The sequence below is a fragment of the Bradyrhizobium sp. 186 genome (assembly GCF_023101685.1).
Taxonomy (GTDB): Bacteria; Pseudomonadota; Alphaproteobacteria; order Rhizobiales; family Xanthobacteraceae; genus Bradyrhizobium.
On the sequence record NZ_CP082164.1, the window covers coordinates 7,158,100 to 7,173,008 of the forward strand.

Here is a 14,909-nt window from a genome sequence, read left to right on the forward strand (position 1 = left end):
GATGGCCAAAAAGCTCAAGCCCATGCATCCTGGTGAGGTTCTTCGGGAGGAATTTCTAATCCCGCTAGACATGTCGGCTGGTGCCCTTGCGAAGACTTGCGGCCTTCCTCGCACGCGAATCGAGCGGATCGCGAACGAGCAGACCGGGATCACCGCCGACACGGCACTTCGGCTGGCGAAGGCGCTCGGCACGACGGCGCAGCTTTGGCTCAATCTTCAGAACGATTACGACATCCAGATCGCCAAACGCGATCTAGGCAAGGCTCTCGATCGCATCGAGACCGTGAACAAGCCGAAAGCAGCCTGAACGCTCAGCCTACGCCGATCTTCTCACCGCATTGTCCACCAGCGTCTTGCCGAGCGACCAGATCGCGCCGGGGACCTTGTGGCTGCCGGCGATGACGTCGTCGAACGCGCGCTCGATCCAGTTGCAGTCTTCTTCGGTGATGGTGAGCGGCGGCAGCAGCTTGATGGTGTGGCTGCCGTGGCCGGCGACCTGGGTCAGGATCTTGTGATCCTTGAACAGCGGCACGGTGATGAGCTGGCAGAACAGGCCCTTGTTGGCGGCCTCCAGCACGTTCCAGGAGGCCCTCAGCCGCAGCGATTTCGGCGGACCGAACTCGATGCCGATCATCAGGCCCTTGCCGCGCACTTCCTTCAGCAGCTCGTAGCCAGGCACCATGCGCGTCAGCGCCAGGCGAAGCTCGGCGCCCCGCTTGGCGGCGGACTCGATCAGCTTCTCGGACTCCATGACATCGAGCGTAGCAATGCCCGCGGCCATTGCGAGATCGTTCTTGGAGAAGGTCGAGCCGTGCACCACCGCACGATCCATCTGGTTGAAAATCTTGTCGAAGATGCTCTTGCGCGTCAGCACCGCGCCAACCGGCACGTGGCCGCCGGACAGCGATTTCGACAGCAGCACCATGTCGGGCTCGACGTTCCAGTGCTCGACCGCCAGGAACCGGCCGGTGCGGCCCATGCCGGTCTGGATCTCGTCGGCAACGAACAGCGTGCCGTATTTCTTGCACAGCGCGGCGGCGCCCGGCAGGAACTCGTCGGTGGGCATGTTGACGCCCTTGCCCTGGATCGGCTCGACGATGAAGGCCGCGACCTCGCGCGAGGCCAGCGCCTTTTCGAGCGCGGCGAGATCGTTGAACGGAATCGAGGTGCAGCCCGGCAGCAGCGGCTCGAAACCGCCGCGGAAGTTCGAATCGCCGGTCAGCGACAGCGCGCCATAGGTCAGGCCATGATAGGCATGGGCACAATAGACGATCCCGGGTCGCCCGGTGGCGCCGCGGGCGAACTTGATCGCCGCCTCGACGCATTCGGCGCCGGAATTGGCGAAGAATGCCTTATCGAGATAGGGGACGTATTTCAAAAGCCGCTCGGCGAGCACGCCGGCGAGCACCGAGACGTCGAACTGGACGAGATTGGGCAGGTCGGCATCGAGCACGCTCTTGAGCGCGTCGCGCATCACCGGGTGATTGCGCCCGATCGCGAACACGCCAAAGCCGGACAAGAGGTCGAGGTAGCGCGCACCGTCGCGATCGAAGAGGTATTGCCCCTGCCCCTTTTGGAAGCCGACATCGTAGCCGATCGTCTTCAGAACCCGAACGAACTGCTCGTTCAGATACCGATTATGCAGGGCGCTGCGCTGGGCCTGGCGGTCCGCGAACAGCTTAGACATGTCTGGATTTGGACTGTGCATCCGCTACATACTTCGGTTGAGGGCCGTTTCGTCAACTGAAAACGGTCAGTAACTGAAAACGCTCTGTGCGGCCTTTTGCCCTTTTTCGGACCATCTTCGCAAGCACAGCTTTAGACCATGTTGCACTGCCGAGGAACTATCATGCGTTTGACCCTTTACACCGGAATATTACTGGCTGGCGGTTTCACCTGTCTGACCCCGGCCCTCGCGGCCGATCCCACCGGCGACTGGCGGGTCGCCGACAGCGTTGCCAACATCCGCGTCGCCCAATGCAATGGCAGCATGTGGGGCGCGGTGGCCTGGGAGAAAACCCCGGGCGGGCGGGACGAATACAATCCGGATGCGTCAAAAAAGAACAGGCCGACGCTGGGCATGGCGATCCTGATCGACATGAAGAAGACGGCCGGCGCCGATCAATGGGAAGGCCAAGTCTACAACGCCAAGGACGGCCAGCTCTATTCTTCGACCATCACGCCCGTGGGCTCCGATCAGCTCGAGATCAAGGGCTGCGTCCTCGGCTTTCTCTGCGGCGGTGAGACCTGGACCCGGGTCGGCCCGCCGATCCCTTTGAGTCCTGCCAACACCGCAGCCAAGGGCGCGCCGAAGACCACCGGCACGGCGCCGAAAGCCGCAGCACCGGCGGGCGCCGCAGCAGCTGCGACGCCACCCGCAGCCCCGAAAAGCGCCGCCGCAGCAAAGCCTGGTCAGAAAGGCGCCGCCGACCCCGTCGGCGACATCTGCCTACTCCCTGAGATTGCGGGGTTTGCCCATTAGGGCCGGCTGGAACAGCAGCACGGCGGCGAGCGTCGTCACCAGCGAGAGCGCCAGCAGCTTGCCCATGCTGGAGGTGCCGGGATGGCTCGACAGCCACAGGCTGCCGAACGCGGTCGCCGTCGTCAGAGCGCTGAAGAAAATCGCGCGCGTCAAGCTGGTCTGGAGCAGGTTTGTCCTCCCCGAGCGCCAGGCCACGACATAGTAGATCTTGAAGGCGACGCCGACGCCGAGCAGCAGAGGAAACGCGACGATGTTTGCGAAGTTGAGGGGCAAGCCGATCAACACGCAGATCTCGAGCGTCACCGCGCCGGCAACCAGAAGCGGCACCAGCGTCATGAGCACGTCGACGAAGCGACGCAGCGTGATCCACAGCAACAGGCCGATCACCAGCAGCGCGTAGATGCCGGCGTGGATAAACGCCTTCACGACGGTGTCGCCGGATTTCAGGATCGAGACCGGCCCGCCGATCGCGGTCGGCTCGGCGACGAGCACCGCTGCCGCAAATTTGCGCAGCGTGTCGTTGTCGTTGGGATCGCCCTTCGGCAGCGCCTCGACGCGGATGATCCCGTCCTTGCTCTTCCAGGCGCTGACGAGATCCGGCGGCAATGACTTCAGCGTGACCGGCTCGGCCTGCATTGCGTTCCTGAGCTGGTCGAACACGATCTTCATCGGCGTGATGAACACGTCCTGCGCCTTGTTGCGCGTGGCCTCGTCGCCATTGGCGAGCTTATCGAGCGCGTCCGCCAGCCGGCGCGAGGCGACCGCGCCCGGGCCCTTCGCATCGCCCGCGGTCCGGCGCAGATTGTCGACCGAAGATTTCAGCGAGTCGACGTTCTCCTTGTCCGACGGCGCCGCGTCGATCTGATCCGGGTTGAGCGCGGGGTTCAGCACTTTGGCGCCCTGCGCGATCAGCTTCAGCTTCGGCTGCTGGTCTTCAGGTACGAAGCTGTCGAGCGACATCACCCGCAGCACTTCCGGCACCTTCTCCAGCTTTGCCTCGACCTGCCTCGCCTGCTCCTCGGACGTCGTCATCACGTTGATGGCATTGGCGCCGGTGTTCGGATCCTTGCGCAAATCGAGGAAGGTCGCGATCGATTCGGCCTTCGGGTTGCGCAGGTTCATCGGGTTGAAGTCGAACTTCATGAAGTAGAGCAACGGCAGGCCGGCGACCGCCAGCAGCAGCGTGCCACCCACGACCAGCACGCGGTGCTTCTCCAGGAAGTGATCGAGCGGCGCCAGGAAGGCGTAGCCGACCGGCTCCTTCTCGCCGGGCGGATTCAACAGCTTCAACAGCGCCGGCAGTATGGTGATCGAGGAGAGGAACGCCACCAGCATGCCGACGCCGGCGATCTGGCCGAGCTCCGAGATGCCCTTGTAGTCGGTCGGCATGAAGCAGAGGAAGCCGGCCGCGGTCGCCATCGCCGCGAGCGACAGCGGCACTGCCGAGCGTTTCGCGGCCAGCACCAGCGCGCTGGAGAGATCGTTGTGCTTGTAGCGCTCCGAGCGATAGCGGACGCTGTACTGGATGCCGAAATCCACGCCGAGACCGACAAATAGCACGGCGAAGGCGATCGACAGCAAATTGAGCGAACCGACCATCATCAGGCCGGCGGCGGTTGTCAGCGCAAGGCCGACAAAGAGATTGATGAACACCGCGAAGATGATCTTCGCCGAATGCAGCGCCAGCCACAGGATGAGCAGCACGACGAGGACGGTGCCGATACCGTTGACGACGGCTCCCTCCTGGACGGTGGCGTATTCTTCATTGGCGATCGGCACCGGACCGGTCAGCCGCACACGCGCCTGGTATTTGGTCGGGAAATCCAGCTCGGCCGCGGCCTTGCGGATCGCGTCGGTGGCGCCCTTGCCAGGCTCCAGCGCGTTGTAGTCGAGGATCGGCTTGAACTCGATGAAGGCGCGCTTGTCCGAATCCGACAGCGGCTCGTCGCTGACGAGCTCACGCCAGGAGAAGCTGGCATTGCCCTTGTTGAGCACGGTCTCGACCGTCTGCGCGATCAGATTGAAGGGCCGCTCGGTGTTGTCGAGCTTGACCTGGCCGCGCTTGACGCCGGCAAGTCCCGTCTCCAGCGCGCCAGTCAGGCCGCGGATCGAGGGATCGCCCGCCATGATTTCGATCAGAGGTGCCGCGGATTCGAACTGGCCGGTCGTCTTGCTGACCTCCTCGGTCGGCAGGAACAACAGGCCGTTCTTCTCGAAGAACTCGCCGGAGCCGAGCTGCTGCACCGACTGGAAGCTGGTCTTGTCGTCCTTCAGCTTTGCAAAGAGCGCATCCGCCGCCGCGGTCGCCATCTCCGGCGTTCTCGCCTCGACGACAGCCGTGATCGTCGCATCGCGGTCGAAGGCGCGATCGAATTGCTGGTCGCGCTGGCGCCAGTCCAGATTCTGGGCAATCAGCGAATTGATGTCGGTGTTGATGGCGAAGTGCTGAGACGTGTAATAGCCCGCTCCCACTGCCAGCAGGAGCCCGAGAACGACGACGAGGGGGGCAAACCGGGTGCAGGCCCTGACGATGGCAACGACTACGCTTTGCAGCACTTCTTTTCTTTCTGCGTTTAACAGCTTGCCGGAAACGCCCGCTGTTTATCGGAGTTCCCAGGCGAAACCTATTGCTGTTTTGAGTGGCACTCGCCGGAACAAAGTTCGAAGTAAACGGCGGGAGAGCGCGGCAAAATCATGCGGGATGGCCGGTATAGCCGGGGAGTTGAGGCGGTAAAGTGGCGAAGCGGTAAGCACAAACGCCGCCCCCTTGGCTCGCTCAGCTGGGTTACTATAATACCGCCCGACTTCCCAATAGTGGGACTCCGCGAGCATTCCGCCTTTCCTTGCTGCCGATTTTTTGACACAAAGTGCTGTGCTTTCCATACGCGGAACCCCCAACTGGGTGGGTGGCGCGAAACCAATGGTGCGGATATTGCAACTCATTGGTCAGTATCGGGGTGCCGCTGGGACGATTGAGCGGATTGGTGCAACTTACGTAATGGGCGTCCAATGGAAGTTTATCTGGCGCAACCGCGCGGCTTTTGCGCGGGCGTGGTGCGAGCGATCGAAATCGTGGAACGGGCCCTGCAGAAGTACGGCCCGCCGGTCTACGTGCGCCATGAGATCGTGCACAACAAATACGTCGTCGAGAGCCTGAAGAACAAAGGCGCAATCTTCGTCGAGGAGCTGTCCGAAGTTCCGCCGAAGGCAGTAACCGTTTTCAGTGCCCATGGCGTCGCCCGCAGCGTCGAGGAGGAGGCCGCCGCCCGCGACCTTCCCGTGCTGAATGCCACCTGCCCCCTGGTCACGAAAGTTCACAATCAGGGGAAGCGCTACATCACCAAGGGCCGCACGCTGATCCTGATCGGCCATGCCGGCCATCCCGAGGTCGAAGGCACGATGGGCCAGGTTCCGGCGCCCGTGCTGCTGGTCCAGAGCGTCGAAGAGGTTAACGCGCTGTCGCTGCCTGCAGATACGCCAGTGGCCTACATCACCCAGACCACGCTGTCGGTCGACGACACCAGGGACATCATCGGGGCGATTCAGGCCAGATTTACAGATATTCAAGGCCCAGACATCCGGGATATCTGCTATGCGACACAGAACCGCCAATCTGCAGTAAGGGACCTAAGCAAGCTGGTCGACGTGATCTTGGTGGTGGGCGCCGCCAATAGCTCGAACTCGAACAGGCTCCGCGAAATCGGCACTGAGGCCGGGGTCGCGAGTTATCTGATCGCCGATGGCAGCAAGCTCGATCCGGAGTGGTTGAAAGGTGCCAGGACCGTCGGCCTCACGGCCGGCGCCTCGGCGCCCGAAGTGTTGGTGGATGACGTGATCGAAGCTCTGCGGCGGATCGGACCTGTTACGGTCTCGGTGCTCCCGGGCCGCGAGGAAAACATCGAATTCCGGCTTCCGGCCGAACTGGCTGCGAGCTGACCTACCCGAATTCCAAGCCCAGGAAAGAAACTTGTAATGGCTATACCCTTCTTCAAAGAAATGCGTATCGGCGGCTATTTGCTCAAGCAGAAAATGCTTGGCCGCAAACGCTATCCGCTCGTGTTGATGCTGGAGCCGCTGTTTCGCTGCAACCTCGCCTGCGTCGGCTGCGGCAAGATCGATTATCCGGACGCGATCCTCAACCGCCGCATGACGGCGCAGGAGTGCTGGGACGCAGCCGACGAGTGCGGCGCGCCGATGGTCGCCATTCCCGGCGGCGAGCCGCTGATCCACAAGGAGATCGGCGAGATCGTGCGCGGTCTCGTGGAGCGCAAGAAGTTCGTCTCGCTCTGCACCAACGCGCTACTGCTCGAGAAGAAGCTCGATTTGTTCGAGCCCTCGCCCTACCTGTTCTTCTCGGTGCATCTCGACGGCTTGAAGGAGCATCACGACAAGGCGGTGTCGCAGAAGGGCGTGTTCGACCGCGCCGTATCCGCGATCAAGGCGGCCAAGGCGCGCGGCTTCACCGTCAACGTCAACGCCACCATCTTCGACGGTCATCCGGCCGAGGAGATCGCAAAATTCCTCGACCTCACCACCGAGCTCGGCGTCGGCGTGTCGATGTCGCCGGGCTACGCCTATGAGCGTGCGCCGGACCAGGCGCACTTCCTCAACCGCACCAAGACCAAGAAGCTGTTCCGCGACGTCTTTGCGATGGGCAAGGGCAAGAAGTGGAATTTCATGCATTCGGGCCTATTCCTGGACTTCCTCGCCGGCAACCAGGAATACGAGTGCACGCCGTGGGGCATGCCCGCGCGCAACATCTTCGGCTGGCAGAAGCCCTGCTATCTGCTCGGCGAAGGCTATGCGAAGACCTTCAAGGAGCTGATGGACACCACCGACTGGGAGACCTACGGCACCGGCAAGTACGAAAAGTGCGCCGACTGCATGGCGCATTGCGGCTACGAGCCGACGGCCGCGACCGCAGCCATCAACCACCCGCTGAAGGCGATGTGGGTGTCGCTGCGCGGCATCAGGACCACGGGTCCGATGGCCCCGGAGATCGACATGTCCAAGCAGCGCCCGGCGCAGTACATCTTCTCCGAGCAGGTCCAGAAGAAGCTCTCCGATATCCGCCGCGACGAAGCCGCCGCCGCGCAGGAGAAGGCTGCGCGGAAGGCTTCGACTGCTGCGTAAGCGCGACGCAGACCTGTAGCCCGGATGGAGCGAAGCGAAATCCGGGACAGTTTTGCCGCGTTGCAGGACCCCGGATTGCGCTTCGCTCCATCCGGGCTACGGACATCAAAACAAAAGGCCCAGTCGCTAATGGCGACCGGGCCTTTTCTTTTATCGGATAGAGGAAAGCGCTCAGACCGTCTCGGGGACCAAAGCCTCGGTGTCGGCGAGTTCGGTGCCGATCAGGAAGTCGCGGCAGCCGCGCAGCGAGCGCAGTGCGCGGTTGAAGTCGATGCCGGTCGAGACCAATGCATGCAGCGTTGCCGGATTGCGCACGATGCCGCGCAGGACGGCCGCCAGATCGATCTGGCCGTTCGGCTTGATGGCGGCACGTGCGAGCGCCGGCAGCGCGCGGTGAGCGGGATCGCTGATAACCCGGACCGCGGCAAAGGGCAGCCCGGCCTCGGCGGCGTAGGCGGCCGCGATGTGGCTCTCCATGTCGACCGCCACAGCTCCGGTCTCGGAATGCAGCGTCGCCTTGCAGGAGCTCCCCGTAACCACCTCTTCGGCGCCGGCGAGGCTGCCGCGCACGACACGGCGGCGGCCGGAGGTCAGCTTGTCGATGAGGTCGTCGCTGAGCGACAGGCCCGCGCCCCAGCGGGCATCTCCCGCGAGCACTTCGGTCGCCACCACGACATCGCCGGAGCGCAGCGTCGGGTCGAGACCGCCGGCTACGCCGAAGGAGATGACGCCGCGAATCGTTTCGGGATCCACCACCGTCAGAAGCGCCCGCAACTGGGTCGGGCTGCTGGACGAGCAGATAACCGCCATTCCGGGCCCGGCCGCGATGCGGGCCTCCTGAACCAAACCAGTCACAATGAGTATTGGCCGCGGGTCTATGACATTACCCACGGAAACATAGTCCCCCATCCCCAAAGTCACATTCCGACCCCTACCACCCTGCTATTGGTGTCCCGCAAGTTCCAATACCGCGCCAGCGCCCACAGCGGAAAGAACTTTGAGTAACCGTGATACCGTAGATAGAATACACGGGGGAAGCCCGTCGCGGTGTAGCGCTGCTCGTCCCACAGTCCTTTTTCGTTCTGTGTTGCAATCAGGTACTCCACCCCGCGGGCGATGGCCGGGTGATCAACCTCGCCCGCTGCCATCAAGGCAAGCAAGGCCCATGCCGTTTGCGAGGCGGTCGAGGGGGCGGCCTCCCATCCCTTGTAATCCAGACGGTAGCTGACAGCGTCCTCGCCCCAGCCGCCGTCCGTGTTCTGGATCGAGGCCAGCCAGTCGGCCGCCTTGCGCATCATCGGGTCGTTATGGCCGACGCCCGCCATGTTGAGGGCGCACAGCACCGACCAGGTGCCGTAGATGAAGTTCATGCCCCAGCGACCGTACCAGGAGCCCTCCGGGTGCTGGGTCCGCCTGAGATAGGCGATCCCGTCGACCATGTGCTTGCTGGTCTTCTCGGTCGCCCCGAGCTGGGCCAGCATCGAGATACAGCGCGCGGTGACGTCCTCGGTCGGCGGGTCGAGCAGCGCGCCGTGGTCGGAGAACGGGATGTTGTTCAGGTAATATTCGAGATTGTTCACGTCGAAGGCAGCCCAGCCGCCGTCGTCGCTCTGCATGCCCTCGATCCATTCCCGGCCGCGGTCAATCGCCGCGTCATAGCCGGTCGCGCCGTGCTCCCGGCGCATGCGGTCCATCGACATCACCACCACCGCGGTGTCGTCGAGATCGGGATAATGGGCATTGTTGTACTGGAAGGCCCAGCCGCCCGGGCGCACGTCGGGCCGTTTCGCGGCCCAGTCACCCTTCACGTCGAGCTCCTGCTTCGGGATCAGCCAGTCGAGGCCGCGCTTGGCGGCCGGGACGGCTTCCGCGTCGCCGGCCTCGAGCAATGCGTGAGCTACCAGCGTCGTATCCCAGACCGGCGAGACGCATGGCTGGCAATAAGCCTCCTCCTCGCGGATCACCAGCAGCTTCTCGATGCCCCGGCGGGTGGTCGCCCGCGGCGGATAATTCTCATCCTTGCCGAGCGCATCGTACATCATGACGATGTTGGCCATCGGCGGATAGATCGCGCCCATGCCGTCCTCGCCGTTGAGCCGCTCCTCGATGAAGGCGAGCGCGGCGTCGATCGCACGCTTGCGCAAACGGGTCGGAAACATCGGCTCGACCACGCGCAAAATGCCGTCGAGCGCGCGGAACAGCACGAACCAGGCCATGCTCTGGTGCGGCGCCTTCGCGGTCATGCCGATCGAGCGCGGGTCCTGGAGGAACAACTCGTCGATGCCGACGTCTTTCGGATTCTTCGCGCGCGGCTTCAGCGCGGCAAGCACCATCAGGGGCACCATGGTGGTACGCGCCCAATAGGAGATCTTGTTGAGATGGAACGGCGACCAGAACGGCAGCAGCACGATCTCGATCGGCAGCACCGGCACCGCGCGCCAGGTCACGACGCCGAACATTGCCAGCATGAAGCGCGTGAAGACGTTGCTGTTGACTGCGCCGCCGCGGGCATGGATTGCCGCGCGCGCGCGCGCCATGTGCGGCGCGTCGACGGAGTCGCCGATCATCTTCAGCGCGAAATAGGCCTTCACGCTGGCGCTCATGTCGAACGCGCCGTCATGCACCAGCGGCCAGCCGCCATGCGCGCCCTGCACGCGGCGAAGATAATTGGCGATCTTGGCTTCGAGCACGGCGTCGACCGGCTCGGCGAGGTGATGGCGCAGCAGAATGTATTCGGCCGGAATCGTGCAGTCGGCCTCGAGCTCGAACACCCAATGACCGTCGGATTGCTGGAAGCCCAGAACGCCTTGCGTAGCCGACGCAATGCTCGATTCCAGGACTTCGCGGCTGGTCGCGTTCACGGAATCCATCTCGCTCGATTGCTCCGATAGTTGCCTTGAATTGATTGGGACAAATGCCCGTCAGGCCCGCTGCGCGGCCAGAACCAGATCGGCGGCGCGATCACCGGATCGGACCGATCCCTCGATGGTTGCAGGCAATCCCGTAGCAGTCCAATCGCCGGCAAGGAACAGGTTTTTCAGCGCGGTGCCCGGCCCCGGACGCAGGGCATTCTGCGCCGGCGTCGCGGCAAAGGTGGCGCGTCGCTCGCGCACGATCTGCCAGGGTGGCAGTTCGCCGGAAACGCCGCCCGCCTTGCAGATGTCGTTCCAGATCGCCTGCGCAAGTTCCTCGCGCGGCATGTCGACCAAGCGGTCGCCATTGCTGATGGTCACGGAAAGCCGGTTGGGGAACGCGAACAGCCATTCCACGATCCCGCCGATCACGCCGAGGATTGGAGCCGAACCCGGCGGCGGTTCAACGCGGAAATGTGCGTTGACGATGGCACGGAATTCGGTCGGCGTCTTCAGACCCGGCAGCAGGCTCGACGCGGCACGCGGCGGCACCGCCATCACGATGACATCGCCCTCACTGAGCTGGATCACATCCTCGCCGCCGAAATTCAGCGTGCCGACCTTGCCGTCGTTGGCCGCGAAGGAACGCAGCTCATGACCGAGCTGAACGGAGTGGCCACGCTCCTGCAAAAATTTCACGGCCGGCTCGATCAGTACGGCACTCAGGCCGTCGCGCGCGATCAGTGGGCGGCAGGCTTGTCCGCCGGCGAGCAGCGTCTCGCGCACGATCGCGCCGGCAAGCCCGGCTGAGCCTTCGGGCGGATCGACGTTGAGCGCTGCGAGCAGCAGCGGCTGTACCAGGCGCTGATAGAGGACGCCCTCGCAGGGAATGGACTTGCCGACCAGCGTCTCCTCAGACGCCCAGATCAGCGGCGCCAGCTTGAGATAGTCCATCAGGCCGGTGTCGGGAACGCGGCGGCTCTCGTCGAGCACCCAGGTCGGCAGCCGGCCATCGCCGAGATCGATCTGCCAGCGCTGCCCCGTCGTGAGATCGACAAAGGGAAACTGCGCGCGCTCCGGGCCGACGAGGCCCGCCTCGGTGCCGATCGAGCGCGCATAGGCGCGCGCATGACTGTTGCCTGACAGCAGCAAATGATTGCCGTTGTCGATGGTGAGTTTGGTGGCGCTGTCGAAATAGGAGCGGCAGCGGCCGCCGGCCTGGTTCGTCGCCTCGTGCACGGCGATCTTGAAGCCGGCATTGGCGAGCCGCACGGCGGCGGAGAGGCCGGAAATGCCGGCGCCGATGATGTGTGCTGTGTTTTGCATCAGAGAAAAGCGTAACGGAGCAGGATCGCGAAGCGTGTGACTTTCGACACACGCACCGGCTCGCGCGGCGCATTGAAACCGCGCGCGATCAGGAGGTCCAGAATGGCATGATAATATTTCGACATGATCCGCGGCGCGCGCACCGCGCGGCGCCGGTTGCGGTTCATGATCTCGTCGGACTCCTCGAAATACGCCTTCGCGCGTTGCGCCAGCGGCAGACAGACCTTTGACAGCGCGCGCTCGACGATCACGCGGCCTGGATCGTTGGAGGTGATGCCGGCGTGCAGCAGGGCTTCGCGCGGCAGATAGAGCCGCCCGAGCGTTGCGTCCTCGTCGATGTCGCGCAGGATGTTGGTGAGCTGGAGCGCGCGGCCGAGATGATGGGCAAGCAGGATGCCGTCCTCTTCCGGCAGGCCGAACACCCGCACAGACAACCGCCCCACGGCGCTCGCCACCCGATCGCAATAGAGATCGAGCGTCGCCATGTCCGGCGCGCGGATGTCCTGCGGCACGTCCATCTCCATGCCGTCGACGATGGCGAGGAAATCCTCGCGTTTCAGCCCGAACGTCTTCACCGAAGCGACGTAGTCCTTCAGGCGGTCCGGCGGATGGCCCTCATAGAGCGCGTCGATGTCGTCGCGCCACACCTGGAGCGCGGCCAGCCGTTCGTCGCGCGGTCCATCGGAATCGGCGATGTCGTCGACCTGGCGGCAGAAGCTGTAGATCTGGAACATCGCCTCGCGCTGGTCGCGCGGCAGGATGCGCATCGCGGCATAGAAGGAGCTGCCGGATGCGGTCGAGCCATAACTGGCGCCGGGCGACGTCGCCTCAAGCGTCATGAGCAGTCCCCGGTTTGCTAATGGCCTTGCGCCCGATCGCGCGACGGCCGACTTCGCCGATCATGCCGGCGAGGCTGAAGGTGAGGAGCTCGAGCTTGTTCAGATGCACCCGCTCGCGCAGGGGATCGCGCACCTTCAACAGGCGCACGATGCGGTCGGCATAGGCCTGGATGACGGAGATTTCGACGCCGAGACGGAGATCCCTCACCTCGGCACTCAGCGACTTGCTCTCGTTGAGAAGCGCTTCGTTGCGCACGGCAAGCGCCTGCAGGCAGGCCAGCATCGCCGGCGGCGACTGCGTCAGCCCGAGCTGCTCGACCGAAGCGCCGCTTGCCGCCAGCGCATCGCGCGGCAGATAAACGCGATTGAGCTCGCGGAAATCCTTGCCGCAATCCTGGAGGTGGTTGTTGATCTGAAGGGCCGCGCAAAGCGCGTCCGACGCGGCCCAGGTCGAGGTGCTCTCGCCATGGACGTCGAGCATGAAGCGGCCGACCGGCATCGCCGAATAGCGGCAATAGTGGATGACCTCGTCCCAGGTCTCGTAGCGCAGCTTGGTCACGTCCATGCGGAACGCAATCAGCACATCCAGCGCATGGCGCGGCGCCATGCCGCGTTCGGCCAGCGCGCGCCTCAGGCTCACGGCTTCGGCCTGGGTGTCGCCCTTGCCGAGCAGTTCGCTTTCGAGCAAGTCGAGATAGGCAAGCTTCTCGTCGGCCGGCAGCGTCGCATGGTCGGCGATGTCGTCGGCGGTGCGGACGAAATTGTAATACGCCAGGATCAGCGCGCGATGACGTGGATGAATGATCCAGGACGCGACGGGAAAATTCTCGTCGCGGTCACCCTTGCCGGATCGCAATTCGCTCGCTGAGGTCATCGAGGGCTGGTCAACAATCGTTTGGACAGGAAGGGCTTTTTTCGCTCGCGCAGGCTCGCGCCAGAGATGCCGCCGCGGCCCCCATATAGGGGAATACGACCGCAAAACCAATCCTGTCTCTCGATGGCTGCCCTGCGGATCGAGCCCGAAAAGGCGGCCCGGGGTCCGCCTATTGTGGGCCAGCGACCGAGCTTACTGGTTGTGGTTCTTCAGGACCTGGTCGCAGGCCTGCGAGATCTTGGCCCGGTTCTCCTTGAGGCAGGCCAGGATGGTGAAATCGCCCTGGTCGATGACCGGACGGCAGAACTTCTGCACATCACGCGTGCAGGCCTTCTGCTCGGAGTCCGTGCCACGCCCTTGCTGGGCAAACGCGGCGGTGGAAAGGGATGCCGACAGCAGGGTGAGAGCGACGAGAAGCTTACGCATTGTATTCCTTCATTCTGACGGCAGAATCGCACCGATCCCGGACAGCCCAGGGCGGACGGGAACGGATTGTTCTGGTGGCGAGTTGCCGCGGAAAGCACGGCATCGGAGAAGGCACAAGCGCTGGCAAATGCGGCCAAATTGGCGCCGCATCCACCAAATCAGGTCTTCCCTCGGTCTTCATTGGCAGATGTAAGAGGTTGATACTATGTCATAATTCTGGCACCTCGCGTTTTGCCGGGTACCTGTTGCAGACCTGCATCTGTCCTTGCCGTCTTTCCCGCCAGAAACACTGCGAAACATGGGGAATCTCGGAACAAGCCATGGCGAACGCGCTTCGCGATGCCGACATATGCGCCGGTTGGGCTTTGAACCTGACACAGGCTCGGAACACTAAACCTTCGATGTGGCGAGACGTCCTATCTCGAGTGGACGTCGTTCCAAAACGGGATACTGAAGATGAAATTTTTTGGGCGATCTGGACAGGCGATCAAGGCGGCCGGCATTGCGGCTGCGCTGCTCTTCTCGGTTTCGGCGAGCCACGCTCAGTCGTCCGGACCGTTTGCCGGTTTCGACGGCGCATGGTCGGGCACCGGCACCGTGTCGCTGTCGGACGGCTCCACCGAGCACATCCGCTGCAAGGCGGACTACAAGGTGGCCGGCACCGGTCTCAACCTCAAGCAGGCCCTGCACTGCGCCAGCGACAGCTACAAGTTCGACCTCACCAGCGACGTGACGAGCCAGGGCGACCGCATCTCCGGCAACTGGAGCGAGGCCAGCCGCAACATCTTTGGTAATTTGCAGGGCACCGCCGGCGGCGGCCAGATCGAGGTGTTCGTCGAGGCCAACGGCTTTGCCGCCAACCTGACGCTGCGCACCAACGGCACCAAGCAGACGGTGCAGATCAGCTCCAAGGGCGAGATCCGCGGCGTCAACATCACGATGACCAAGACCTGACGCGCTTCGCGCTCCAACGCCTC

13 protein-coding genes are annotated in these 14,909 nt (G+C 63.6%); 5 read left to right on the forward strand and 8 right to left on the reverse strand.

What is annotated here, in order from left to right; genetic code table 11:
* Window position 1: 1 nt before the first annotated feature.
* The gene (locus tag IVB18_RS34655; protein WP_247984791.1) at window positions 2-307 is read left to right on the forward strand and encodes a HigA family addiction module antitoxin; all 306 of its coding nucleotides are present in this window, start codon (window positions 2-4) and stop codon (window positions 305-307) included.
* A 9-nt stretch (window positions 308-316) separates the two neighbouring features.
* On the opposite strand, the gene hpnO is transcribed toward IVB18_RS34655, so the two are convergent.
* On the reverse strand, window positions 317-1,708 hold the full coding sequence (gene hpnO, locus IVB18_RS34660) for an aspartate aminotransferase family protein (RefSeq protein ID WP_247984792.1): 1,392 nt from the start codon (window positions 1,706-1,708) through the stop codon (window positions 317-319).
* A 141-nt stretch (window positions 1,709-1,849) separates the two neighbouring features.
* Here hpnO and IVB18_RS34665 point away from each other — a divergent pair, with 141 nt between their 5' ends.
* Window positions 1,850-2,482, forward strand: a complete 633-nt coding sequence (locus IVB18_RS34665; protein ID WP_247984793.1) for a DUF2147 domain-containing protein — start codon at window positions 1,850-1,852, stop codon at window positions 2,480-2,482.
* Here IVB18_RS34665 and IVB18_RS34670 read toward each other — a convergent pair.
* Window positions 2,450-5,038 carry an MMPL family transporter gene (locus tag IVB18_RS34670; protein WP_247984794.1) on the reverse strand — a complete coding sequence of 863 codons (2,589 nt, stop codon included), beginning with the start codon at window positions 5,036-5,038 and terminating at the stop codon, window positions 2,450-2,452. The genes IVB18_RS34665 and IVB18_RS34670 overlap by 33 nt on opposite strands.
* Window positions 5,039-5,491: 453 nt before the next feature.
* Here IVB18_RS34670 and ispH point away from each other — a divergent pair, with 453 nt between their 5' ends.
* Window positions 5,492-6,418, forward strand: coding sequence for a 4-hydroxy-3-methylbut-2-enyl diphosphate reductase (gene ispH / locus IVB18_RS34675; RefSeq protein WP_247984795.1), 927 nt, complete (start codon window positions 5,492-5,494; stop codon window positions 6,416-6,418).
* Window positions 6,419-6,454: 36 nt separating this feature from the next.
* The gene (hpnH, locus tag IVB18_RS34680) at window positions 6,455-7,615 is read left to right on the forward strand and encodes an adenosyl-hopene transferase HpnH (RefSeq protein WP_247984796.1); all 1,161 of its coding nucleotides are present in this window, start codon (window positions 6,455-6,457) and stop codon (window positions 7,613-7,615) included.
* Window positions 7,616-7,786: 171 nt separating this feature from the next.
* Here the strand turns inward: hpnH and IVB18_RS34685 are convergent, their stop codons facing one another.
* From IVB18_RS34685 to IVB18_RS34710, 6 genes are all read right to left on the reverse strand, one after another.
* Window positions 7,787-8,536 carry a phosphorylase gene (locus IVB18_RS34685; protein WP_247984797.1) on the reverse strand — a complete coding sequence of 250 codons (750 nt, stop codon included), beginning with the start codon at window positions 8,534-8,536 and terminating at the stop codon, window positions 7,787-7,789.
* Entirely contained in the window at window positions 8,533-10,485 is a 1,953-nt protein-coding gene (gene shc / locus IVB18_RS34690) for a squalene--hopene cyclase (RefSeq protein ID WP_247984798.1), read from the reverse strand. Before shc ends, IVB18_RS34685 begins: the two co-directional genes overlap by 4 nt.
* A gap of 51 nt (window positions 10,486-10,536) precedes the next feature.
* Window positions 10,537-11,793 (reverse strand): hydroxysqualene dehydroxylase HpnE, encoded by a 1,257-nt coding sequence (hpnE, locus tag IVB18_RS34695; protein WP_247984799.1) that lies wholly within the window; start codon window positions 11,791-11,793, stop codon window positions 10,537-10,539.
* Window positions 11,793-12,632 carry a presqualene diphosphate synthase HpnD gene (gene hpnD, locus IVB18_RS34700; RefSeq protein WP_247984800.1) on the reverse strand — a complete coding sequence of 280 codons (840 nt, stop codon included), beginning with the start codon at window positions 12,630-12,632 and terminating at the stop codon, window positions 11,793-11,795. Before hpnD ends, hpnE begins: the two co-directional genes overlap by 1 nt.
* Window positions 12,622-13,506, reverse strand: a complete 885-nt coding sequence (gene hpnC, locus IVB18_RS34705) for a squalene synthase HpnC (RefSeq protein ID WP_247984801.1) — start codon at window positions 13,504-13,506, stop codon at window positions 12,622-12,624. Before hpnC ends, hpnD begins: the two co-directional genes overlap by 11 nt.
* 192 nt (window positions 13,507-13,698) lie before the next feature.
* A complete protein-coding gene (locus tag IVB18_RS34710; RefSeq protein ID WP_247496571.1) occupies window positions 13,699-13,932 on the reverse strand; it encodes a hypothetical protein in 234 nt (77 codons plus the stop codon).
* A gap of 456 nt (window positions 13,933-14,388) precedes the next feature.
* On the opposite strand from IVB18_RS34710, the gene IVB18_RS34715 reads away from it, so the two are divergent.
* Complete coding sequence (locus IVB18_RS34715; protein ID WP_247984802.1) at window positions 14,389-14,886, forward strand: hypothetical protein; 498 nt, start codon at window positions 14,389-14,391, stop codon at window positions 14,884-14,886.
* Window positions 14,887-14,909: the final 23 nt, after the last annotated feature.